Origin of the sequence: Mesorhizobium sp. M7A.F.Ca.US.006.01.1.1, from assembly GCF_003997935.1 — a bacterium.
Lineage (GTDB): Bacteria > Pseudomonadota > Alphaproteobacteria > Rhizobiales > Rhizobiaceae > Mesorhizobium.
In genome coordinates this window covers 1-23,369 of sequence record NZ_RZQL01000023.1, presented here as the reverse complement: position 1 = coordinate 23,369, position 23,369 = coordinate 1, and the positions used below count along the sequence as shown (strand labels likewise).

The window sequence follows — 23,369 nt, the reverse complement described above, 5'->3', positions numbered from 1 at the left end:
GCAACCTCATCGAAAACCAACGCATGGCCCCGAAAACCGTAGCCGGTTTCCGGCAGGGGCCATGCGCAAGTCCGAGCGTCAGAGCGTCCTTTGTGCGTCCAGATGGAGGCCCGGCGCTTTAATGCGCCAGGGACTTTCCAGCGTCGTCGGCACTGTCTGTCGCGGCCGGCGGATTGACCGGTTCGACCCATTCGATCGGCTCCGGCATACGCACCAGCGCGTGGCGCAACACCTCGCCGACACGTGAGACTGGAATGATCTCCATGCCGTTCTTCACATTGTCCGGAATCTCCGCCAGGTCCTTGGCATTGTCTTCCGGGATCAGCACCTTCTTGATGCCCCCGCGCAGTGCGGCGAGCAGCTTCTCCTTGAGCCCGCCGATCGGCAAGATGCGGCCGCGAAGCGTTATCTCGCCGGTCATCGCCACATCCGCCCGGACCGGAATACCCGTCAGTACCGACACAATGGCTGTCGCCATGGCAGCACCTGCAGACGGGCCGTCCTTCGGCGTGGCGCCTTCCGGCAAGTGCACGTGGATGTCGCGCTTGTCGAACAGCGGCGGCTCGATGCCGAAATCGACGGCGCGCGAGCGGACATAGGAGGCCGCCGCCGAAATCGATTCCTTCATCACGTCGCGCAGATTGCCGGTCACCGTCATGCGGCCCTTGCCGGGCATCATGACGCCTTCGACCGTCAGCAGCTCGCCGCCGACTTCCGTCCAGGCAAGACCTGTGACGACACCGACCTGATCGTCAGCCTCGACCTGGCCGAAGCGGTAGCGCTGCACACCAAGATAATCGGAGAGGTTCTCCGCCGTGATGCTCACCGTCTTCGTCTTCGTCTTCAGGATCTCGGTCACCGCCTTGCGCCCGAGCTTCATCAGCTCGCGCTCCAGGCTCCTGACGCCCGCTTCACGGGTGTAGGTCTGAACGATGGCGCGGATCGCGTCCTCACCGACGGAAAACTCCTTCGGCTGCAGCGCGTGATCGCGGATCACCTTCGGCATCAGGTGCCGCTTGGCGATCTCGATCTTCTCATCCTCGGTGTAGCCGGCGATACGGATGATCTCCATGCGGTCCATCAAGGGCGCCGGGATGTTCAGCGTGTTCGCCGTCGTCACGAACATGACGCTCGACAGGTCGTATTCGACCTCGAGGTAATGGTCCATGAACGTCGAGTTCTGTTCCGGATCGAGGACCTCGAGCAACGCCGATGACGGATCGCCACGGAAGTCCTGGCCCATCTTGTCGATCTCGTCGAGCAGGAAGAGCGGGTTGGACTTCTTGGCCTTCTTCATCGACTGGATGACCTTGCCGGGCATCGAGCCGATATAGGTGCGCCGGTGGCCACGGATCTCGGCCTCGTCACGCACGCCGCCCAACGCCATGCGGATGAATTCGCGACCGGTCGCCTTGGCGATCGACTTGCCGAGCGAGGTCTTGCCAACGCCGGGAGGGCCGACGAGGCACAGGATCGGCCCCTTCAGCTTCTTTTGGCGGCTTTGCACGGCGAGGTACTCGACGATGCGCTCCTTGACCTTGTCGAGGCCGAAATGATCGGTGTCGAGCACGTTCTGCGCGAAAGCCAGGTCCTGCTTGACCTTGGAGTTCTTGCCCCACGGGATCGACAGGATCCAGTCGAGATAGTTGCGCACGACGGTCGATTCAGCCGACATCGGCGACATCGTCCGGAGCTTCTTCAACTCGGCTTCCGCCTTTTCGCGAGCCTCCTTGGAGAGCTTGGTCTTCTTGATGCGCGCCTCGATCTCGGCGGCCTCGTCGCGGCCGTCCTCGCCTTCGCCGAGCTCCTTCTGGATCGCCTTCATCTGCTCGTTGAGGTAGTATTCGCGCTGCGTCTTCTCCATCTGGCGCTTGACGCGCGAGCGGATGCGCTTCTCCACCTGCAGGACGGAGATTTCGGCTTCCATGAAGCCCATAGCCTTTTCCAGCCGCTCCTTGACCGAGAGCGTGGCCAGCATTTCCTGCTTTTCAGGGATCTTGATGGCGAGATGCGAAGCGACCGTGTCGGCGAGCTTGGAATAGTCGTCGATCTGGCTGGCAGCGCCCACCACTTCGGGCGAGATCTTCTTGTTCAGCTTCACGTAGTTCTCGAAGTCGGTGACGACCGAACGCGCCAGCGCCTCAACCTCGACCTCTTCCTCTTCCGGCTCGACCAGCGCCGCGGCGCGGGCCTCGTGGAAGTCGGGACGGTCGGTGAACGAGACGATTTTCGCACGCGAAGCGCCTTCGACCAGAACCTTGACGGTGCCGTCTGGCAGCTTGAGCAATTGCAGCACATTGGCGAGCGTGCCGATGTCGAAGATGGCATCGGGCTCGGGATCGTCGTCGGCGGCATTCATCTGGGTGGCAAGCAGGATCTGCTTTTCCTGACCCATCACCTCTTCCAGCGCCTTGATCGACTTCTCACGCCCAACGAAGAGCGGAACGATCATGTGCGGGAACACCACGATGTCGCGCAGCGGGAGAACTGCGAAGACGCCGTCGCTGGGTGCCTTGGATACTTTGGCCATTGTCCAACCTTTCATGTCGCGGCCGCTAATTGAGCCAACCGCGAATCTTATATTAACGACCGGGGATCGTTCCGCCTACCACCGTTTGTGACGGGAGTTTTACAGCACAGAAATCGGGCACCTCGGCCTTCTCCAGTTAGTTGGATGCACGACCCCCAAAGATCAAGGGGCGTGTCCAAATCCGCACTTCCAAACCGTCCACCAGTGGCACATTTGCGACGCCCAGCCCGTATGCCGCGCAAAACCCCTGTGCGACAGCAAAACGGCGCCTTGCGGCGCCGTTTCAGAGTATCGCTGCGGGCTCATGTCAGGCGCTGACATTGCCCTTCTTTTCCTTCTGCTCGGAGTAGATGTAGAGCGGCCGGGCACTGCCGGTCACCACCTCCTCCGAAATCACCACTTCGCGCACGCCTTCGAGTGCGGGAAGCTCGAACATCGTGTCGAGCAGGATCGCCTCCATGATCGAGCGCAGGCCGCGCGCACCGGTCTTGCGCTCGATGGCGCGCTTGGCGATCGCCGAAAGGGCGTTCTCGTGGAAGGTCAGGTCGACATTCTCCATCTCGAACAGGCGCTGGTACTGCTTGACCAGCGCGTTCTTCGGCTCGGTCAGGATCTGGATCAGCGCCGGTTCGTCAAGGTCTTCCAGCGTCGCCAGGACCGGCAGACGGCCGACAAATTCGGGGATAAGACCGAACTTCAACAGATCCTCGGGCTCGACCAGGCGGAAAACATCGCCGGTGCGGCGATCCTCCGGCGAAGCGACGATGGCGCCGAAGCCGATCGACGTCTTGCGGCCGCGATCCGAGATGATCTTGTCCAGCCCGGCGAAGGCGCCGCCGCAGATGAACAGGATGTTGGCTGTATCGACCTGCAGGAACTCCTGCTGCGGATGCTTCCTGCCGCCCTGCGGCGGCACGGAGGCGACGGTGCCTTCCATGATCTTCAGGAGCGCCTGCTGCACGCCCTCGCCCGACACGTCACGGGTGATCGAGGGATTGTCCGACTTGCGTGAAATCTTGTCGATTTCGTCGATGTAGACGATGCCGCGCTGGGCCCGCTCGACATTGTAGTCGGCCGATTGCAACAGCTTCAGGATGATGTTCTCGACGTCCTCGCCGACATAACCGGCTTCGGTCAGCGTCGTCGCGTCAGCCATGGTGAAGGGCACGTCGATGATGCGGGCCAGCGTCTGCGCGAGCAGCGTCTTGCCGCAACCGGTCGGGCCGATCAAAAGGATGTTGGACTTCGCCAGCTCGACATCGTTGTTCTTGCCGGCATGCGCGAGGCGCTTGTAGTGGTTGTGGACCGCCACCGACAGCACGCGCTTGGCGTAAGGCTGGCCGATGACATAGTCGTCGAGAACCTTGAGGATCTCCTGCGGTGTCGGCACGCCTTCGCGCGACTTCACCATCGAGGTCTTGTTCTCCTCACGGATGATGTCCATGCAGAGTTCGACGCACTCGTCGCAGATGAAGACCGTCGGACCGGCGATCAGCTTGCGCACTTCGTGCTGGCTTTTGCCGCAAAACGAGCAGTAAAGCGTGTTCTTGGAATCGCCGCTGTTGTTGCCGACCTTGCTCATTTTCATGTCCTTTCATGGCCGCCCGCCGATGGTCTGGCTGAAAGGGCGCATACTCTATCTATCGCGGGAAACCGCCGCCGCCAGTGTGTCCCGGCTCCCGCAACGCATTCCGTACGAAACACAAATCAGAAAACGTGGCAATGATTCGCGACAACCCCGCATAAAGCTAAGCCGCCGAAACTCAACATAGCCTTAACGTAGGCAATCCTGTCCCCCGAGGGAACAGCCAATTGTGGCCGAAATGCCGCAAGACACACCAAAAGCGCGTGATGCCGCCATCCAACTGCCAATAAGCCCTTATGCCACGACGCCTTCAGCCGGCTCGCGCGACGAAATGACCTTGTCGATGAGGCCGAAATCCCTGGCTTCGTCGGCGGTCATGAAATGGTCGCGGTCGAGCGTTTTCTCGATCTCTTCATAGCTCTTGCCGGTGTGCTTGACATAGACCTCGTTGAGGCGACGCTTCAGCTTGATGATGTCCAGGGCATGGCGCTCGATGTCGGATGCCTGGCCCTGGAAGCCGCCGGAAGGCTGGTGAACCATGATGCGGGCGTTCGGCGTGGCAAAGCGCATATCCTTGTGACCGGCGGTCAGGAGCAGCGAGCCCATCGAGGCCGCCTGGCCGATACAGAGCGTCGACACGGCCGGCTTGATGAACTGCATGGTGTCGTAGATCGCCATGCCCGAGGTCACAACGCCGCCTGGCGAATTGATGTAGAGGTTGATTTCCTTCTTCGGATTCTCGGCTTCGAGGAACAAAAGCTGCGCGCAGACCAGCGTCGCCATGCCGTCCTCGACCGGACCGGTGATGAAAATGATGCGTTCCTTGAGGAGACGCGAGAAAATGTCGTAGGCCCGCTCGCCGCGATTGGTCTGTTCGACCACCATCGGAACGAGGTTCATGTAGGTTTCGACGGGGTTCTTCATCAGATATCTCTTATCTCGCGGTGGGATTCCGGCGCCGGCAATGCCGGCAGAATCGGTTCTGGATCGTTATTCCGTAAATAGGATGCCGGCTCATCCTTGTGCAAGGCCGACCCCTCCTAGCCATCTGGGTAAGTCGAATCAAGCTTTCTGACCGAGGATTCGCGGGCGGCGGATGCCTCCGCGGGTCCGGAGCCGCATGGCCGGCCCCGCAAGGTAGCAGTTTCTTAACCGCGTCACTTAACGAAATGCGCCGAAATCGCTTTTCTCGGAAACGGCTTCCTCTACAATTCAACGTTGAACTTATGCGTAGAGTTCAACAGGGGGAGTGTCATGCCCGGGAAAACCGCATGCTTCACCATTGCCGGGCTGACCGTGCTCGGCACGATTTCGCAGACGGCGGCTGGCGGCCGCGCCGTCGAATGTTTTGAGCCGGTCCGCAGTCCGGCCGTCTACGACACGGTCTATGAAGACGTGATGATCAGTCCGCCCGGTCAGCAGGTCGACTATATCGCCCCTATCTATGGCACGCGCGAGCGAGTCGTGATGACCGTTCCGGCGCAAGTAACCTACCAGATCGTACCGGCCGTCACCCGCACCGTCTACCGTACGGTCCGGGTCGATGGCGGCGGCTATTCCTGGGAATGGCGCGTCATCCACGGCCGCAAGGTGCTGTGCAAGGTCTGGCACAAGGCGCGCTACGAACGTGTCGCCAAAACCGTGGTGATCCAGCCCGAACGCACGCGGCGCGTCGTCATTCCCGCACAATATGACAGGATTGCCCAGGAGGTGCTGGTGCGGCCGGAACAAAGGCGCGTCATCGATGTCCCCGCCTTCTACCAGACCGTCGCGCGCCGCGTGCTGGTTCGCGAGGGGTCTTCAGGCTGGCGGCGAGTGCATATTCCCAGGCATTGCCAGGATTAGCGAGCATAGCGTAACCTGCGTCGCAGCGGATCTCCGTTGGGCTGAGGGCATGCGCGACCTGGAAATTTCCAATCAGGAATTGTCAGACCTTGCCGAAGAAGCCTTGGCGCTTGCCAAAGGCTATTGGGCCTCCCTCGAGGAACGTCGGACGTATCCTACGACAAGCGGCAAACAGACGACGGAACTCTTCTCGCGGCCTTGGCAGGAGAGCGGCCGCGGTCGGGAAGTCTTGCAGGATTTCAAGTCGATCGCGGAGCATGTCCGGCCTTCAACCGGCAGGTTCTTCGGTTATGTCGTCGGCTCCGGCGAACCGATCGGCGCGCTGGGGGAACTGCTGGCTGCGGTGCTCAATCAGAATGTCACGTCGTGGCGCTCGGCACCGGCTGCGACATCGATCGAACGCGCCGTCGTCGAATGGTTGGCGGAGGCTGTCGGTTGCCCCGGATTTACAGGCAGCCTGTGTGGCGGCGGCTCGACGGCGAACCTCATGGCTCTGGCGATGGCGCGGGAAGCGAAGCTGCCAGCCAACGAAACAGGCGTGCGGCCCTGCGTGATCTATGCTTCCGAGCAAGTGCACATGTCCATTCCAAAGGCCGTCGCGCTGCTGGGCATCGGCAGAAAAAATCTCCGTTTGATCCCTGTCGACGACAAATTCAGGATGCGTACAGATGCCCTCCAGGCGGCTATTGCCGCCGACCGCGCCGTCGGCAACATGCCCATCGCCATCGTGGCCACGGCCGGCACCATCGTCTCCGGTGCGATCGATCCCCTCCCCGAAATCGCAGACATCGCCCGTAGGGAAGCGTTGTGGATGCATGTCGATGGGGCCTATGGGGGACTGGCGGCGCTGGCCGTCCCGGAAAAGTTCCAGGGACTTTCCCTGGCGGATTCGCTGTCGCTCGATGCGCATAAATGGCTATATCAGCCACTCGATTGCGGCTGCCTGCTCAATCGTCACCCAGACGTCGCGCGCACGACTTTCTCGCACAGCGATGATTATGTCCGGATATTGAGCGAAGACCCCACGGAAGCATTTGCTTTCTTCGAGGAGTCGATCGAACTGTCTCGGCGCTTCCGTGCGCTGAAACTCTGGATGTCGCTGCAGTATCACGGACGCCGTGCCTATCGCGAAGCCATCGCGCGCGATCTGCACCATGCCCAGATGCTGGCACAGGCAATCGCTTCGCAGCCGGACCTTGAGCAGCTTGCGCTGGTATCGCTAAGCGCGGTCTGTTTCCGCCACCGCTCCAAGGACAACGAAGCGATCCTGCGCCGCGTGATCGCGCGCGGCCGCGTGTATCTGTCGAATGCATCGATCAACGGTCAGTTCGCGCTGCGGGCGTGTTTCGTCAATCACAGGACGACCTTGGATGACGTACGGGCGATTGTGTCCGAAGTCATTGCCGCCGCAGACGAACTCAATCATTGAGCCGCCGCGGATTTGGCCTCGTGCGGCTAGGCGACCTCCGCCCGCAGCCATGCCTTCAAGCCGGCGATATCCCCGTCGCCGACGGCAGCGGCAACACGCCTGCCAACCGCTGCGCCGAACTTGTAGCCGTGGCCGGAGCATGCCGAGACAACAAGGCATTTGCCCTTTTCATGCGCCATGAATTTTTCGTCTGATGTGAAAGTGTAGGCGCAGGTGACGACCTCGGTCACCCGATACTCCGCGATGCGGGCGATCGGCGGCGAAAACAGGTTGCGGATCGCCTCGCCCTCGCCCGCCACCGGTTGACGATTCCAGTCGGCGTCGCTGGTCGGCACCCTGTGCAGCCCGGACCCAAATTTCATGCCGGCGCCGCCCGAGGGCGGGATCACATAGCCGTCGATCGCGCCGCCGACATCGAGGACGACCGGTGCCGCCTGCCAGGCCGCCTTGAGGTCGGCCGGCGGTTCGACATAGGCAAGTGCGGTTCGATAGGTCTTCAGCTCTCCGTCCAGCTCCGGAAACAGTTTCAGCACCCAGGCGCCGGCGGCGACGACGATGCGGTCGGCCTGCATGGTCTCGCCGCTTTCGAGCACGATGTGGCCGGCTTCCGCGTCGACTTCGACGCCCTTGCTATTTTCGTAGACATTGGCGCCGTTGGCGCGCAGCCAATTTGCCAGGCCGGAGGCGATCTTGCGGCAATGCAGGGCGCCGCCTTCGGTCGAGAAATAGGCGTAGCGAAACGAGCCGGGCTCGAGAAATGGCCAGCGTTTCACCGCTGCATCGGGCTCCAGCAATTCGAACGGAAAATTGCCTTCTTCCAGGCCCTCGCGATATTCCTCGGCCTCGTCGCCCGGCTCGCGCGAAATGCAGACAAATCCCCTGGGATCGAGGTGGCTTTCGCCGAGATCGGCCCACATCTCGTCCCAGGCCTGATAGGCTTCGGTGATCAGCCGGCCGTAGCCGGTCCCCGCGCGGTAGGCGCGGCGGATAATGCGGTGGTGGTCGCCCGACGCGGCCAGCGGGTTCGGGATCGGCCCCTGTTCGACGATCGAAACGCTGTGACCCGCCTTGACCAGCGACCATGCCGTCGAGAGACCGGCAATACCCGCGCCGACAACGATCACCTTCATCAAATCAGACTTTCCGCAGCCGGTCGGCTGGCTCAACGTATTGGATTGCGGGCGCCAACATACGGTCTGGAACCAGGCTGGCAAGCCGCGCTATTGATCTGGCATGAGCAAATTGACGCCTCCCGCCCTGGCCTTTGATCCAGCCACTCGACATCTGCGGCTCGACCCGCACGAGCCGGCTTTTTTTCAAAACCCTTATGATGCCTATGCTTTCCTGCATGGCGTATCGAATGCATTCTTCTGGGAAGAATTCGACTTCTGGTGCTTTGGCGGTTTCGACGACGTCAACCGGCTGCTGCGCGACCGCCGTTTCGGCCGGCAGAACCCGGCCGGCATTCCAGACAGCCGCGGCATTGGACAGGACCGCAGCCATCTCAGGGCCTTCGACGGCGTCGAAGCCAATTCGATGCTGGAACTGGAGCCGCCGGTGCATACGCGGCTGAGAACACTGGTCAACCGCGCCTTCGTCTCGCGCCAGGTCGAACGGCTGCGGCCGCGTGTCGAGACTTTGGCCAACGAGTTGATCGACCGTTTCGAACCAGGCAAGACGGTCGACCTGTTGCCTGCTTTCGCGGCGCCCTTGCCGATCACCATCATTGCCGAAATGCTCGGCGTGCCGGTCGAAATGGGGCCGCAACTGCTCGACTGGTCGCACCAGATGGTTGCCATGTACATGCATGGACGCACACGCGCGATCGAAGAGACGGCCAACCGCGCCGCCCGCGAATTTGCGGATTTCCTGCGTGGCTACGTCACCGAGCGACGCCGGAATCCCGGCGACGACCTGTTGTCGCTGCTGATCTCGGCGCAGGAGGACGGTGAGAGGTTGTCGGAGGACGAGATGGTGTCCTCGGCGATCCTGCTGCTCAATGCCGGCCATGAAGCGACCGTGCATCAGACGGGCAATGCCGTCCGCTCGATCCTTATGCAAGGTGGCGATGTCAGCCGCTTCTTCGGTTCGCCCGAGGCGACCGCGGCAACGGTCGAGGAATGCCTGCGCTTCGACGCGCCACTGCACATGTTCGCGCGCTATGCCTATCAGGAGATCGAGGTCGCGCCCGGCATCGTCGTGCAGCCGGGCCAGACGATCGGGCTGCTGCTGGGCATGGCCAATCATGACCCACGCGCCTTTGCCGATCCCCTCGCCTTCCGGCCCGACCGTGCCGACCAGAAGAACGTATCCTTTGGCGCCGGCATCCATTTCTGCATCGGCGCGCCGCTCGCCCGTCTCGAATTGCAGGTGTCGCTGAAAACCCTGTTCGAACGGCACCCGAAGCTGCATCTTGCCGAACGGCCAAGCTTCCGCGACACTTACCACTTCCATGGGCTGGAAAAGCTCGCCGTCGGCTTTTGATGAAGCGCGGATCTGCCTTGACCTTCCATGACAAGGCGCCGGAAGCCTGCCTCAGCCAGTTTCCGAGAAGTATCAGAGCTTGATCACATACTCCTTGCGAGTCGTTTCAAGGACTTCCCAGCTGCCTTTGAAGCCGGGCCTCAGCACAAAACTGTCGCCGGTCTTGACGGTGCGCGCCTGCCCACCGTCCTCCGCGATCACCGAAACGCCGGACAGGATGTGGCAGAACTCCCACTCGTCGTAGACGATGCGCCATTTGCCCGGGGTCGATTCCCAGATGCCAGCGTAGAGGCCGCCGTCGCGCTCCTCGACATTCCAGGTGCGGAATTTGGGATCGCCCGAGATCAGGCGATCCGGCGCCGGCGCGCCCTGTTCGGCGTCGACAGTGTCGACGCCGATGGCAAGGAATTTTGACTCGCTCATGATCGGTCAGACCTTGGCAAGCGCCTGTTCGAGGTCGGCGACGATGTCGTTGACGTCCTCGATGCCGATCGAAAGCCGCACCGTGTCCGGTCCTGCGCCGGCCTTGACCTTCTGCTCGTCGGAAAGCTGGCGGTGCGTGGTCGAAGCCGGGTGGATGACCAGCGACTTGGTGTCGCCGACATTGGCGAGGTGCGAGAACAGCTCGAGCGCCTCGACAAATTTGACGCCGGCGTCATAGCCGCCCTTCAGCGCGAAGGTGAACACGGCGCCGGCGCCAAGAGGCGAGTACTTCTTCTGCAGCGCGTTGTTCTTGTCGCTGGGCAGGCCGGGATAGTTCACCGATGCGACCTTGGGATGGTTGGACAACCAGGCAGCAACGGTGACGGCATTGTCGCAGTGGCGCTGCATGCGCAGCGGCAGGGTTTCTAGGCCGGTCAGGATGAGGAAGGCATTGAACGGCGAGATCGCCGGACCGAGGTCGCGCAGGCCGAGAACGCGCGCGGCAATGGCGAAGGCGAAATTGCCGAAGGTTTCGTGCAGGACAAGACCGCCATATTCCGGGCGCGGTTCCGACAGCATCGGGTACTTGCCCGACTTCGACCAGTCGAAGGTGCCGCCATCGACGATGGCGCCGCCGATCGAATTGCCGTGGCCGCCGATAAATTTCGTCAGCGAATGGACGACGATGTCGGCGCCATGCTCGATCGGCCGGATCAGGTAGGGCGAAGCCAGCGTGTTGTCGACGATCAGCGGCAGGCCGTGCTTGCGCGCGATGTCGCCGATCTTCTCGATATCGACGAAGGTGCCGCCCGGATTGGCGAGGCTCTCGATGAAGATCGCCTTGGTCCTGTCGTCGATCTGGCTCTCGAAGGTCGAGATGTCGTTGGTGTCGGCCCAGCGCACCTCCCAGCCATAATTCTTGAACGCATGGCCGAACTGGTTGATCGAACCGCCATAAAGCTTGTTGGCGGCAACGAAATTGTCGCCCGGCTGCATCAGATTGTGGAACACGATCACCTGCGCGGCGTGGCCGGAAGCGACCGCGAGTGCCGCCGTGCCGCCTTCGAGGGCCGCCATGCGCTCTTCCAGCACCGCCTGGGTCGGATTCATGATGCGGGTGTAGATGTTGCCGAAGGCCTTGAGCCCGAACAGCGACGCGGCATGGTCGGCATCGTCGAAGACGAAGGAGGTCGTCTGGTAGATCGGCGTGGCACGCGCGCCGGTCGCCGGGTCGGGCTTGGCGCCGGCATGAACGGCGAGCGTGTTGAAACCTGGCGTGCGGGTCACTGAAAACCTCCCTTTTGAAACTCTTGAAATCGCCGCGCATTCTTGGCGAAGCACGAGCGCGAATGCAAAGAAGAAATTACCCTTCGGTCAGCGATCTACGGCCGAAGGACGAGAAAATGCGCTGGTCTAAGGAACAATTTTGCGTCCAAGGCGCATTGCGCATCAGGCCTTGCTTTTGCTGCGCGTCGTTATCCCAAAACCGCCGCGCACCTTTGAGCGACGTGCACTACTTCTGGCGCACGCCGAAACTCTGGAATCCCGACCGCATCAACGGCTTCTTCGACGACAGCACGCCGGAATTGACGCCGGTCCAGCCGATCTCGCCGGACAGCTTGCCATATTCGATCTTGGGGCAGCGGTTCATCACCACCTTGATGCCGGCGGCCTCGGCGCGCGCGGCCGCCTCGTCATGGCGCACGCCAAGCTGCATCCAGATCACTTTCGGCAAGGGATCGAGCCGCAGCGCCTCGTCGACGATGCCGGGCACCGCCGCCGGCGCGCGAAAGACATCCACCATGTCGATCGGCTCTGGAATATCGGCGAGCCTCGCATAGGTCATCCGGCCGAGGATCTCCTTGCCGGCCTGGCCAGGATTGATCGGAAACACCGAAAACCCCTTGGCCAGCAGATATTTCAGCACGAAATAGCTCGGCCGCACATCATTGGCGGATGCGCCGACCATGGCGATGGTCTTCACCGAATTGAGGATGCCGGCGATGTAGGTGTTGTCGTAGCTATCGTGGTTCATGCGGCTTCCTGCGGTAGTGGTATCGGTAAAGTTCACGGCTGAACCCAAGCGAGGCATAGAGTGCGCGAGCCGGCGTGTTGTCGGCCACCACCTGCAAGCATGCCGCGTGAGCCCCTGCCCGCCGCGCCCAGTCGATGAGGCCGCCGACGGTCTTGCGGCCCAGGCCTTGCTGCCTGAAACGGCCGTCGGTTTCAACCGATTCCACCACAAGCAGGCCATTGCGGATGACACCATAGGCCAAGGCGGCAATTTCGCTGTCGCGTTCACACGAAACGAACGCCCGCTCGCCGACGATCAGTCCGGTCATCTCGCGAAAAATGCGGCGCTCGGCGTCGTCAAAGGCTCCCATGCGGAACCGCGCCGCGAGCCAGTCCTCGCCCGGCACCTTTAAAACGGTGACCTGATCGTCGCGGACTTCAGCCAGGTCGCCGATCCCGGCATGGAGATGGATCGTGCCGCCTTCCGGCTGGTAGCCGCGACGGTCAAGCGCGGTTTCGAGCTCGCCGGCGATGTCGGGAACCCGAAACAAGGGCATCTGGCCGTGGCCGATGTAGAAAGACTCGGCGGCGTCGATGACCGCATCAGGCACGCCCCGCTTTTCGCGCAAGGGATTGGCCGAATTGGTGCGCCGGATCCGTCCGCCCGATCGCCGTAGAAGCCAGCCATCAACCACCGTCTCGGTCGCCGCCGGCCAGCCTTCGCGGCACGCCTGCTCGACGCGCCAATTGAGATCATCGTCGCCGGCGCTCACGCGTCATCCTCCCGCAGTGCTTCCTCCATGAAGGCCTGCGGATCGGTGCAGAAGTCGCGCATCATGCGAAAATGATCGGTGTCGCTGAAATCGGTCGGGTCGAGCCCGAAGCGGCTGATGCGGAACAGCCGCGCGCCGGGGCAAGCCATCAGCAGCGGCGAATGCGTCGCCATGATCACCTGCGCCGTACCGGACTGGTCCATGCGCCGCAGCATCTTGAGCAGCTCGATCTGACGCGTCGGAGACAGCGCGCTCTCAGGTTCGTCGAGGATGTAGATGCCTTGCCTGCGGCAGCGCTCCTCGAAAAAGCGGATAAAGCCCTCGCCATGCGACCAGGACAGGAAGTCCGGCGGCGGCGGCCTGAACGGATCTTCCAGCGCCGCCTGATCGAGATAGCGCGCCACGGAATAGAAGGATTCGGCTCGGAAGAACCAGCCGGCGGTGACTTTCGGCAGCCAATGGCCGCGAAATGCGTTGGCCAGCGCGGCACCGCTCTTGTCGATGGCGCTGGAATGGTCGACCGGCCTATATCCCTTGCCGCCGCCGGCTTCGTCGTAGCCGGCCAGCGCGCCGATGGCCTCGAGCAGCGTCGATTTGCCGGTGCCGTTCTCGCCGACGATGATGGTGATTGGCGTGGTGAATTCGAGCTCGAATTCGTGCCCGCGAAACAGCGGCAGGTTCCAGGGATATTTTTCCCAATCCTCGACCCGCTCGGGGGCGAGTAGGATGCGCTTCAGATAGGGAGCTTTAAGCCGCGTCAGCTGCTTGCGATGGGCCATCAGCCAGGCAGCGAAATCGTGCCGTCTTCCGCGATCGGAAAAGCCGGATTATGCGCCACTTCCCAAACATGCCCGTCGGCGTCGGCGAAGTAGCCGTACCAGCCGCCCCAGAAAGCGCGGCCGGCCGGCTTGACGATGCGGCCGCCGGCTTTTTCTGCCCTGGCGAGCACGTCGTCGACTTCGGCGTCGGAACGGGTGTTGTAGGCGAGGTAGACCGCCGATGGCGCCTTGCTGAAGGCAATGCCGGAATCCTCTTCGGCGCTGGCACGCGGGAACAGGCCGAGAATGACGCCGCCCATCTGGAAGAAGGCGACACCTTCGGTGATGCCGGCGTGACGGGCCAGGCCCATCGCCTCATAGAAACGCACGGCGCGGTCGAGATCGTCGGTGGCGATCGTTATGATGGAGATGCGCGGTTCCATGACTACTCATCCGTCCATTCCGGCTTGCGCTTGCCGATGAAGGCGCCAATGCCTTCCTCCGCGTCGCGTGCCAGCATGTTTTCGACCATGATGCGGCCGGTATAGGCATAGGCGTCGGCCAGCCCCATTTCGGCCTGCGCGTAAAACGCCTCCTTGCCCTTCTTGACCACCAAAGATGATTTGGAAGCAATGGTTTGCGCGTATTTGGTGACGATCTGATTCAGGTATTCGCGCGGCACGACGCGGTTGACCAGGCCGAATTCCTTGGCGGTTGCCGCATCGATCGTCTCTCCGGTCAGCAGCATCTCCATCGCATGCTTGCGCGAAACGTTGCGCGACAGCGCCACCATCGGCGTCGAACAGAACAGGCCGATGTTGACGCCCGGCGTGCAGAAGGTCGCCTCATGCGAAGCGATCGCCAGGTCGCAGCTGGCGACCAGCTGCAGTCCGGCGGCGGTGGCCAGGCCGTCGACTTCCGCGATGACAGGCACGGGATGACGCACGATCGCCTGCATCAGCGTCGCACAAGCGGCAAACGTCTCCGCGAAGAAGGCCTTGCCATGATCGGCGTCAGTGCGGCGCGCCGTCATTTCCTTGAGATCGTGGCCGGCGCAGAACACTTTGCCGGCCGCCGACAAAACGATGACGCGAACGGCCTTGTCGGCCTTGGCGCGCTCGAGTTCGGCCGTCAGCGCCGCCATCACCGCCAGCGACAGCGCGTTGGCGGGCGGATTGGCGAGTGTGAGGCGCAGCACGCCTTTGTCCAGTTGTGCGACAACCGGACCCTCAACGGCGACAGGCTTGATGGCAAGGATTTCGGCCATGGATAAGGTCTCCGCGATTCCGCCTGGGGCTGCCAGAGTATCTAATACCGGATCAGGTTTCGTCCAACACCGATCGCTTGCGCCAGGGGACGAAGGTTGTCAGAAATGCCGCGCCGCGCCCATACAGGTAGGCCAAAACGAGAGACCGACATGCCCGCCCAAACCAATTTGAAGCCGGTGCTGACCGCGCAACAAGTCAATGCGCTGATGGAGACCGTCTATCCGCAGCTCAACGAGCAGTTCAAATATTTCGAAGCCATCGACGTGTTCCCTGGCGGCTGCACCGTGCGGCTCAATGCCGGCGAGCGGCATTTGCGTCCCGGCGGCACCGTATCCGGCCCGTCGCTGTTCACGCTGGCCGACATTGGCGGATACGTCTGCGTGCTCAGCCATGCCGGGCCGGATGCGCTTTCCGTTACCGTCAACCTCGACATCAATTTCGTGCGCAAGGCCGCGGCCGGACCGATCGACGGCCATTGCCGCATCCTGAAGCTGGGAAAGAGCCTGATGGTGTTCGACATCGACATGGTTGCCGGCCCGGAAGGACATACGGTGGCGCACGCCACCGGCACCTATTCGATCCCGCCGAAGCGGAGCGGCGATGTGGTAAAATAATACCTTTTGGCCAAGTCATTGGTTTTCTTATGTTTTAGCTGCTGCAAGCCTTTTCACTCGCCTTGACGCGGCAACCACCCTCGCCTATAAGCCCCTCACGAAGCAGCGGCCCGCAAAGGCCGCCGTTTTGTTATTGGCGGCGGGCAAGCGCTTTTCGCCAATCCAAGCAACAAGAAACGCCTTCCCCGTGAAGGTCCGAACCGAAAGCAGAAAACATGACAACCTTTTCGCAGAAGCCTGCGGATGTGGTGAAGAAGTGGATCCTGATCGACGCCGAAGGTCTCGTCGTCGGTCGTCTGGCCACTGTCATCGCCAATCATCTTCGCGGCAAGCACAAGCCGACGTTCACCCCGCATGTCGACGACGGCGACAACGTCATCGTCATCAATGCCGACAAGGTGGTGTTCACCGGCAAGAAGTTCACCGACAAGGTCTATTACTGGCACACCGGCCACCCAGGCGGCATCAAGGAGCGCACCGCGCGCCAGTTGCTCGAGGGTCGTTTCCCCGAGCGTGTCGTTGAGAAGGCCGTTGAGCGCATGGTCCCGCGTGGCCCGCTCGGCCGTCGCCAGATGAAGAACCTGCGCGTCTATGCAGGCGCCGAGCATCCGCATGTCGCCCAGCAGCCCGTCGTGCTCGACGTGGCCAAGCTGAACGCCAAGAACAAGAAGGTCGCATAAGATGGCTGAGCTTTCCTCGCTCGCAGAACTGGGCGCCGCCACCGGCAACACCAATACCCAGCCGGCGGCACCCGTCCACGTCCAGAAGCTCGACAAGTCGGGCCGCGCCTATGCCACCGGCAAGCGCAAGAACGCCATTGCGCGCGTCTGGGTGAAGCCGGGTTCCGGCAAGATCATCGTCAACGACAAGGAATTCGCGACCTATTTCGCGCGTCCGGTCCTGCAGATGATCCTCAACCAGCCGATCATCGCCTCCAACCGCGCCGGCCAGTACGACATCGTCGCGACCGTTGTCGGCGGCGGTCTCTCCGGCCAGGCGGGCGCCGTGCGCCACGGCATCTCCAAGGCGCTGACCTACTACGAGCCGACGCTGCGCGCCGTGCTCAAGAAGGGCGGCTTCCTGACTCGCGACAGCCGCGTCGTCGAGCGCAAAAAGTACGGCAAGGCGAAGGCCCGTCGTTCGTTCCAGTTCTCGAAGCGCTAAGCACTTCGCAGCTTCAGACAATCGAAAAGGCCGCCCCCGGGCGGCTTTTTTGTTTTGGGGTGATGGCGCCGGCGCAATTCATGCCTGGCGCCACGTCAGGGTTTGCCAGCCCTGATGAAATCGATGAACGCCCGCAGCGGGGCCGGAACCAGGCGCCGGCCGGGATAATAGAGAAACGGTCCGGGGAAACTTTGCCACCACGGTTCGAGCACGGGCTCAAGCGCGCCGCTGTCGAAGTAAGGGCGAAGCCAGCCCTCGAAGAGGCCGATGATGCCGGTGCCGGCAATGGCCGCGTCGACGGCAAGATCGGTCGCCCCGCCGATCCGCACGATCAGAGGCCCCGTCGAATCGATTCGGACCACCTCGCCGTCGCGCTCGAATTCCCAAGGCAGCATCGCACCGCTGGCAAACCGGCCGCGCACGCAAGAGTGACCAAGCAGGTCGCTCGGGTGTTGCGGCCGGCCATGGCGAGCAAGATAGGCAGGGCTGGCGGCGGTGGCGAAATGCTGCACGCGCGGTCCGATGGGCACCGCGATCATGTCCTGTTCCAGCCGCTCGTCATAGCGGATGCCGGCGTCGCAGCCGGCCGCCAGCACGTCGACGAAGTTCTCATCGGCGATCACCTCCAGCCGGATACCGGGATAGGCGGCGAGGAAACCCGGCACGATGTCCGGCAAGATCAACCGCGCGGCACTAACCGGCACATTGAGACGCAACGAGCCAGCCGGCCTGTCGCGAAAGCCGTTCACCACATCCAGCGCCGCCTCCACCTCCGACAGCGCCGGGCCGAGCCGCTCCAGCAGGCTGAGGCCCGCCTCGGTCGGAACAACGCTGCGCGTCGTGCGGTTGAACAGCCTGACACCGAGCTGCGCTTCCAGGCGACGCACCGCCTCACTCAAGCCGGAGGCGCTGCCGCCGCTGGCACGCGCCCCATCGCGAAAACCGCCGGCGCGCGCCACTGCCACGAAAGCGTTCAGATCGCTGAGGTCCATCATTGTTCGCCATTCCGCACGGCCTGTGTGGATTGTACCGGATTATCACGAGGTTGGGCAGCGCCTATCTCTGCCTCCTCAAAGGAGATCAATCATGTCCAACATCCAACAATCCGGCACCTTCGCCCCCGCCATCTTCAAGCTTGGCAGCCGCACCGTGAAGCGGCTCGGCTACGGTGCCATGCAACTCGCCGGACCCGGCGTGTTCGGGCCGCCCAAGGACCATGACGCGGCACTGGCCGTGCTGCGCGAGGCAGTGACGCAAGGCGTCGACCACATCGACACCAGCGACTTCTATGGCCCGCACGTCACCAATCTTTTGATCCGCGAAGCGCTGGCGCCCTACCCTGACGATCTCGTCATCGTCACCAAGATCGGCGCCCGGCGCGGCGCGGATGGATCGTGGCTGCCGGCCTTTTCCGCGGAAGAGCTGACCCAGGCGGTGCACGACAATCTAAGCAATCTCGGGCTCGACGTGCTTGATGTGGTCAATTTGCGCATCATGTTCAATACCCATGGTCCAGCCGAAGGGTCGATCGAAGCGCCGCTCACCGTGCTGGCCGGGCTTCAACAGAAAGGCCTGGTCAGACATATCGGGCTGAGCAACGTGACGCCGAAGCAGATTGCGCAAGGACGTCGGATCACCGAGATCGTCTGCGTGCAGAACCAGTACAATCTGGCGCATCGCGGTGACGACGCCCTGATCGACGACCTTGCCCGCGACGGCATCGCCTATGTGCCGTTCTTCCCGCTTGGCGGCTTCAATCCGCTGCAATCCTCCACCCTGTCGGACGTCGCGGCGCGCCTCGGCGCCACACCGATGCAGGTCGCGCTCGCCTGGCTGCTGCGCCGCGCGCCCAATATCCTGCTGATCCCCGGCACGTCGTCGGTGGGGCATTTGCGGGAGAATCTAGCGGCGGCTGAACTCGAATTGCCCCAGGATGCGCTCAGCGAACTGGACGGCGTGGCGCTGGCGGCTTGAAGCTAGCCAATCTCCCCCTCGTGGGGAAGATTGGCAGCTTAGGCCACCCCGCTTAATTGATGCCCGCCGTATTCGCCGGCTCAGTCGGCCGCGCCTCGTCCGCATAGGGCACACGAAAACCATTCGCCGCCAGCCAGCCGATGGCCGCCTTCGGCTCGTCGGTCTGGATGATGGTGGCGCCGCGATCGGCCCAGAAACCCCAGCTTTCGCGTGGCAGGCTGGCCTGCACGGCCAGTTCGTCACCGCGGCCGCCGGCCAGGAAGCCACCCGGTTTGTTGGCGATGGCGTAGGTGTCGGCCCAGATGTGCCAGTTGCCCCTGACCGCGGCCGCGCGCATGCGCGCGCTGAACAGCGGCCCGCCGGTCCCGGTCAGCGTCTCGGCGCCTGCCCGCCAGTTGATGAGTTCGATCGCACGTGGCGAAAACGCATGGTCGACCGTCCCGGCGAAGCCGGCATCACGCACCGCGTCGTCGGCGATGATCGGCATGAACTGAAAGCCGCCGCCGATAGCGGTCATTGCGGCCTTGACCGTGGTGATCCGGTTCTGGTTCCACAAATTCTCCTTGACGATGACCTGCTCGGCCATGCCGAGATCGCGAGCCACCGCGATCATGCCCGAGAGGTCGCCGACGTCGAGCTTGTTGTCGAGGTTGATGAGGATCCTGTCCCTGGTCGCCATCAGCATCTCGCGCAGCGTCGAGACTGTTTCACCTGTCACCGCACCGGTGCCTTCGACCACCAGCCTGCAGGTCTTCAGTTCGGCCAGCGTGTATTTGACCACCTCGCCCTTGCAGGTCGTGCTGCGGTCGAGCCAGCTGTCATGCATGACGACGAACTCGCCGTCCTTCGAGCGCCTTATGTCGACCTCGACGATTTCGGCGCCCATGGCGATCGAGCCTTCGACAGCGGCGATCGAATTTTCCGCATAGAGCGTCTTGCCGGCCTGCATGCTGCCGGCGCGATGCGCGGCCACCATGACGTGGTCGCGCCATTGGTTGGCATGCTCAAAGCGGTCGAGGATCTGTCTGGCGCGGGTCTCGCCGGCCAAAGCTTGGCCAGAGGCGGCTGCCAGGGCCGTGTAAAGCAGAAGGCTCAGCCAGATGGTCCGCATCGAGAATCGCTCCTTGCCGGATCGACACCCGGATAGGCGATGCCCGTGACATCTGGGTGAACGAAGCCGGCTAGCGGAATACTCGCAGCGGGTGCCTCAGATGCGTTTCGAGAGCCTGCGGAACCACGCCATGGCCGGCATCTCCACGAAACGCCAGGTGATCCAGGAGGCGGCAATGGTAGCGGCGAGCATGACAACGATCGCCACCGCTCCCGTCCAGCCGGCACCGAAGCCGGTGGCAGGCTGGCCGCGCAGCATGAAGTCGCCGATCAGGCCGAGGCCAAGCTTGCGCTCGACGAGCCCGGCGACGTTGATCAGGCGCGCCTGGACGAAAATGTGGACCATGTAGATCGAGTAGGACAGCGCGCCGAGGGTCAGCATGAACGGCGCTCTCAGCAAGGCGCTGATCCAGCCGCCCTCATGGGCGAACAGAAACAGCGCCAGGGCGAACACCAAGGGGGCCGCGATGCCGAAATCATTGTCGCCCGCCAGCGAGACGAAAAGCACGATGACGGCCACCATGACGATCTCGGCAAGGGTCCAAGCCATCCGCGGGCCGCCCCTGGCGAGAGCCTGTCGCGCCCCTGCAATGGAATCATGCTGAAACCAGGCCAGCAAGGCGCCGAGCGAGAAGCCGTACAGGCAGCGGATGAAGCCGAAATCGAAGGACACATCCATATGATGGGTCGAGAAGCCGAGCAGGAACAGCGGCGCGGTGACGGCGGCAGCGACGAACCATATCCAGGCGCGCGCGCCGGCAACGAAGACCACGCCGGCAAACAGGAGATAGGCGAAGAACTCGGCCGAAATGCTCCAGCTAGGCGCATTCCAGGTCAATTGATCCTCGAAGCCGACACCCTGCAGCAGGAGAAGATTGGCAAGCAGACTCCTAGGGTCGAAGCCGCCGGTGAAGGGAGCGGCCCCGGTTCCATGCAGTTGCGGCAGCATCAGCCGCAGCAGCTCGAAGCCGGCAAAGGCGGCAAGCATGAGCAGATGCAGCGGATAGATGCGGCCGAAACGGACCAGTGCGAAGCGCGCGACCTGTTTCGGCTGGTTCAGCCGATCGCCGTAGCTGCTGGCGATGACGAAACCGGAAAGCACGAAGAAGAAATCGACGAACAGGTAGGACGAACCGATGAAGGCGCTTTGCGAAACCGTCGAACCGGTCGGGAAGTGAAACAGCGCCACCAGAAGCGCGCAGATGCCGCGCCACGAATCGAGGACCAGGAACCGTTCACCCGCGATCGTGCCGGTGTGGGTCGACGCCGCGGCACGGGTGGGGTTGAGAAACGCGGTCTGCGTCATGATGATACAATCCTGTCTTGCCGTGGCACTCGGGCAGCGCCATTCCGTCTCGCCAAGCTGTGACTGGCATCTTCCGTGCCGGTTCTGTAGTTGTTGCAACCCGATGAAAAACGAGGATCCGTAATGGCGAACAACAACATCGACAACGCCTTCACCGCCCGTTCCAAAACGGGTGCCGCGTTCGAGCCGACCTATTCCGGCGCGCTGTCGTTCATGCGGCGCAAATACACCAAGGACGTGAAGGGGGCGGATGCGGTGGTGTGGGGTATCCCCTTCGACGCCGCCGTCACCAACCGGCCAGGCGCTCGTTTCGGGCCGCAGGCCATCCGCCGCGCCTCGGCGATCCTCGACAACGACCCGCAGTATCCGTTTTCACGCGATCTGTTCGAGCATCTCGCAGTCGTCGACTATGGCGATTGCCTGCTCGATTCGGGCAATCACCAGAAGACACCCGGCACGATCGAGCGCGAAGCGGCGAAGATCCTCAAATCCGGCGCCTTCCTGCTGACGCTCGGCGGCGATCATTTCGTCACCTGGCCGCTGCTCAAGGCGCATGCCGCCGTCCATGGTCCGCTCGCCTTGGTGCAGTTCGACGCCCATCAGGATACCTGGCCGGACGACGGCAAGCGCATCGACCACGGATCCTTCGTTGGCCGCGCCGTCAAGGAAGGCATCATCGATCCCGACCGTTCGATCCAGATCGGCATCCGCACCCATGCGCCCGACACGTTCGGCATCAAGATCCTCCATGGCCATGAAATCGAGGAGATGCGGGCGTCCGACATCGCCTACGCCATTGTCGACCGCACCGGCGGCAAGAAGACCTATCTCACCTTCGACATCGACTGCCTCGATCCGGCCTATGCGCCTGGCACAGGCACGCCGGTTGCCGGCGGACCGTCCTCGGCGAAGATCCTGTCGACGCTGCGCCAGCTCAACCAGGTCGACATTGTCGGCGCCGATGTCGTAGAGGTTGCGCCGGCCTATGATCACGCCGATATAACGGCGATCGCCGGCTCGATGGTGGCCATGCAATATCTCGGCCTGCTGGCTGAACGGAAGGCCCGGCTTGAAGAGCTGAACAACGGCAACCACAATGGCGCCGCAGTGAATCATGGTCACGGCATATAGTTTTGAAATATCAGGGAATTTGATCGATCCATGAAACCGAAAATCTTCATCGACGGCGAACACGGCACCACCGGCCTGCAGATCCGGGCGCTGCTGGCCGAGCGCGACGACCTGGAAATCATCTCGGTTCCCGCCGAGCGTCGCAAGGAAACGGCTGCGCGCGCCGAGTTCCTCAATGCCGCCGATGTTGCGATCCTGTGCCTGCCCGACGACGCGGCGAAGGAGAGTGTTTCGCTGATCGCCAACGACACCACCAAGGTTATCGATGCGTCGACCGCGCATCGCGTGGCTGAAGGCTGGGCGTATGGTTTCGCCGAGATGGACAAGGCACAGGCAAAGACGATTGCCTCGGCAAAGCGCGTCGCCAACCCCGGCTGCTGGCCGCAGGGACCGATCGCCACGCTGCGGCCGCTGGTCACATCAGGCCTGCTGCCGGCGGATTTCCCGATCACCGTCAACGGCATTTCGGGCTATTCGGGCGGCGGACGGCCGATGATCGAGGACTATGTCGCCAAGGGCGAGGACGCCTCGGAGTTCCTGCCCTACGGTCTCACTCTGCAGCACAAGCACGTGCCGGAATTGAGGGCCTATGCAAGGCTGTCGCATGATCCGATCATGCAGCCGGCGGTCGGCAATTTCGCGCAAGGCATGATCACCGTCGTGCCGTTGCAGCTCGGCGGCCTCGACCATGTGCCGACCGGTGCGGAGCTGCATGCGGCGATTGCCGACCATTTCGCCGCCATCAAGGGCGGCGTGGTCGAGGTGGCGCCCTATGCGCATTCGGAGCGCATGCCGGAGATCGATCCGGAGATCTACAACGGCACCAACCGGATGAAGGTCTACGTCTTCGCCAACGACAAACGGGCGCAGGCCCTGCTGCTGGCGGTCTACGACAATCTCGGCAAAGGCGCCTCGGGTGCCGCCGTCCAGAACATGGACCTGATGCTCGGCCTCTGATGGAC

General features: G+C 62.7%; 23 protein-coding genes. 9 read left to right on the top strand and 14 right to left on the bottom strand.

The window, feature by feature from the left end:
* Positions 1–118: 118 nt before the first annotated feature.
* The 3 genes from lon to EN943_RS06820 all read right to left on the bottom strand — a co-directional run bounded on the left by lon (position 119) and on the right by EN943_RS06820 (position 5,039).
* On the bottom strand, positions 119–2,530 hold the full coding sequence (lon, locus tag EN943_RS06830) for an endopeptidase La (protein WP_127412022.1): 2,412 nt from the start codon (positions 2,528–2,530) through the stop codon (positions 119–121).
* 307 nt (positions 2,531–2,837) lie between these two features.
* Entirely contained in the window at positions 2,838–4,112 is a 1,275-nt protein-coding gene (gene clpX, locus EN943_RS06825) for an ATP-dependent Clp protease ATP-binding subunit ClpX (RefSeq protein ID WP_023759839.1), read from the bottom strand.
* Positions 4,113–4,409: 297 nt separating this feature from the next.
* Complete coding sequence (locus tag EN943_RS06820; RefSeq protein ID WP_127412021.1) at positions 4,410–5,039, bottom strand: ATP-dependent Clp protease proteolytic subunit; 630 nt, start codon at positions 5,037–5,039, stop codon at positions 4,410–4,412.
* A gap of 330 nt (positions 5,040–5,369) precedes the next feature.
* Here EN943_RS06820 and EN943_RS06815 point away from each other — a divergent pair, with 330 nt between their 5' ends.
* Together EN943_RS06815 and EN943_RS06810 are read left to right on the top strand one after the other, a co-directional pair.
* Positions 5,370–5,960 carry a hypothetical protein gene (locus EN943_RS06815; protein WP_127412020.1) on the top strand — a complete coding sequence of 197 codons (591 nt, stop codon included), beginning with the start codon at positions 5,370–5,372 and terminating at the stop codon, positions 5,958–5,960.
* 49 nt (positions 5,961–6,009) lie between these two features.
* Positions 6,010–7,389 (top strand): pyridoxal-dependent decarboxylase, encoded by a 1,380-nt coding sequence (locus tag EN943_RS06810; protein WP_127412019.1) that lies wholly within the window; start codon positions 6,010–6,012, stop codon positions 7,387–7,389.
* A 26-nt stretch (positions 7,390–7,415) separates the two neighbouring features.
* Here the strand turns inward: EN943_RS06810 and EN943_RS06805 are convergent, their stop codons facing one another.
* Positions 7,416–8,519 (bottom strand): FAD-dependent oxidoreductase, encoded by a 1,104-nt coding sequence (locus EN943_RS06805; protein WP_127412018.1) that lies wholly within the window; start codon positions 8,517–8,519, stop codon positions 7,416–7,418.
* 103 nt (positions 8,520–8,622) lie between these two features.
* Here EN943_RS06805 and EN943_RS06800 point away from each other — a divergent pair, with 103 nt between their 5' ends.
* Positions 8,623–9,873: a cytochrome P450 gene (locus EN943_RS06800; protein ID WP_127412017.1), complete on the top strand. Its 1,251-nt coding sequence runs from the start codon at positions 8,623–8,625 to the stop codon at positions 9,871–9,873.
* Between the two features lie 72 nt (positions 9,874–9,945).
* On the opposite strand, the gene EN943_RS06795 is transcribed toward EN943_RS06800, so the two are convergent.
* From EN943_RS06795 to EN943_RS06765, 7 genes are all read right to left on the bottom strand, one after another.
* Positions 9,946–10,296, bottom strand: a complete 351-nt coding sequence (locus tag EN943_RS06795; RefSeq protein ID WP_127412016.1) for a cupin domain-containing protein — start codon at positions 10,294–10,296, stop codon at positions 9,946–9,948.
* A gap of 6 nt (positions 10,297–10,302) precedes the next feature.
* Positions 10,303–11,583, bottom strand: coding sequence for an O-acetylhomoserine aminocarboxypropyltransferase (locus EN943_RS06790; RefSeq protein WP_024504598.1), 1,281 nt, complete (start codon positions 11,581–11,583; stop codon positions 10,303–10,305).
* A 226-nt stretch (positions 11,584–11,809) separates the two neighbouring features.
* The gene (locus EN943_RS06785) at positions 11,810–12,331 is read right to left on the bottom strand and encodes a CoA-binding protein (RefSeq protein ID WP_127269926.1); all 522 of its coding nucleotides are present in this window, start codon (positions 12,329–12,331) and stop codon (positions 11,810–11,812) included.
* Positions 12,318–13,082, bottom strand: coding sequence for a GNAT family N-acetyltransferase (locus EN943_RS06780; protein ID WP_127412015.1), 765 nt, complete (start codon positions 13,080–13,082; stop codon positions 12,318–12,320). Before EN943_RS06780 ends, EN943_RS06785 begins: the two co-directional genes overlap by 14 nt.
* Positions 13,079–13,861, bottom strand: a complete 783-nt coding sequence (locus EN943_RS06775; protein WP_127412014.1) for an AAA family ATPase — start codon at positions 13,859–13,861, stop codon at positions 13,079–13,081. The genes EN943_RS06780 and EN943_RS06775 overlap by 4 nt, the downstream gene beginning before the upstream one ends.
* The gene (locus EN943_RS06770) at positions 13,861–14,283 is read right to left on the bottom strand and encodes a VOC family protein (protein ID WP_127412013.1); all 423 of its coding nucleotides are present in this window, start codon (positions 14,281–14,283) and stop codon (positions 13,861–13,863) included. The genes EN943_RS06775 and EN943_RS06770 overlap by 1 nt, the downstream gene beginning before the upstream one ends.
* A gap of 2 nt (positions 14,284–14,285) precedes the next feature.
* A complete protein-coding gene (locus EN943_RS06765) occupies positions 14,286–15,107 on the bottom strand; it encodes an enoyl-CoA hydratase (RefSeq protein WP_127412012.1) in 822 nt (273 codons plus the stop codon).
* A gap of 150 nt (positions 15,108–15,257) precedes the next feature.
* On the opposite strand from EN943_RS06765, the gene EN943_RS06760 reads away from it, so the two are divergent.
* The 3 genes from EN943_RS06760 to rpsI all read left to right on the top strand — a co-directional run bounded on the left by EN943_RS06760 (position 15,258) and on the right by rpsI (position 16,886).
* The gene (locus EN943_RS06760; protein WP_127412011.1) at positions 15,258–15,722 is read left to right on the top strand and encodes a PaaI family thioesterase; all 465 of its coding nucleotides are present in this window, start codon (positions 15,258–15,260) and stop codon (positions 15,720–15,722) included.
* Positions 15,723–15,937: 215 nt separating this feature from the next.
* Positions 15,938–16,402 (top strand): 50S ribosomal protein L13, encoded by a 465-nt coding sequence (rplM, locus tag EN943_RS06755; RefSeq protein ID WP_013532205.1) that lies wholly within the window; start codon positions 15,938–15,940, stop codon positions 16,400–16,402.
* Between the two features lies 1 nt (position 16,403).
* Positions 16,404–16,886: a 30S ribosomal protein S9 gene (gene rpsI / locus EN943_RS06750; protein WP_023810272.1), complete on the top strand. Its 483-nt coding sequence runs from the start codon at positions 16,404–16,406 to the stop codon at positions 16,884–16,886.
* Positions 16,887–16,981: 95 nt separating this feature from the next.
* Here the strand turns inward: rpsI and EN943_RS06745 are convergent, their stop codons facing one another.
* Positions 16,982–17,881 (bottom strand): LysR family transcriptional regulator, encoded by a 900-nt coding sequence (locus EN943_RS06745; RefSeq protein ID WP_127412010.1) that lies wholly within the window; start codon positions 17,879–17,881, stop codon positions 16,982–16,984.
* Between the two features lie 91 nt (positions 17,882–17,972).
* Here EN943_RS06745 and EN943_RS06740 point away from each other — a divergent pair, with 91 nt between their 5' ends.
* The gene (locus tag EN943_RS06740) at positions 17,973–18,860 is read left to right on the top strand and encodes an aldo/keto reductase family oxidoreductase (RefSeq protein ID WP_127412009.1); all 888 of its coding nucleotides are present in this window, start codon (positions 17,973–17,975) and stop codon (positions 18,858–18,860) included.
* Between the two features lie 52 nt (positions 18,861–18,912).
* On the opposite strand, the gene EN943_RS06735 is transcribed toward EN943_RS06740, so the two are convergent.
* Positions 18,913–19,971, bottom strand: a complete 1,059-nt coding sequence (locus tag EN943_RS06735; RefSeq protein ID WP_127412008.1) for a glycerophosphodiester phosphodiesterase family protein — start codon at positions 19,969–19,971, stop codon at positions 18,913–18,915.
* A 96-nt stretch (positions 19,972–20,067) separates the two neighbouring features.
* Positions 20,068–21,276, bottom strand: a complete 1,209-nt coding sequence (locus EN943_RS06730) for an acyltransferase (RefSeq protein WP_127412007.1) — start codon at positions 21,274–21,276, stop codon at positions 20,068–20,070.
* Positions 21,277–21,399: 123 nt separating this feature from the next.
* Here EN943_RS06730 and speB point away from each other — a divergent pair, with 123 nt between their 5' ends.
* Both speB and argC read left to right on the top strand, forming a co-directional pair.
* The gene (gene speB, locus EN943_RS06725) at positions 21,400–22,407 is read left to right on the top strand and encodes an agmatinase (protein WP_027038408.1); all 1,008 of its coding nucleotides are present in this window, start codon (positions 21,400–21,402) and stop codon (positions 22,405–22,407) included.
* 30 nt (positions 22,408–22,437) lie between these two features.
* Positions 22,438–23,364 (top strand): N-acetyl-gamma-glutamyl-phosphate reductase, encoded by a 927-nt coding sequence (gene argC / locus EN943_RS06720; RefSeq protein WP_127412006.1) that lies wholly within the window; start codon positions 22,438–22,440, stop codon positions 23,362–23,364.
* The last annotated feature ends 5 nt before the right edge of the window (positions 23,365–23,369 follow it).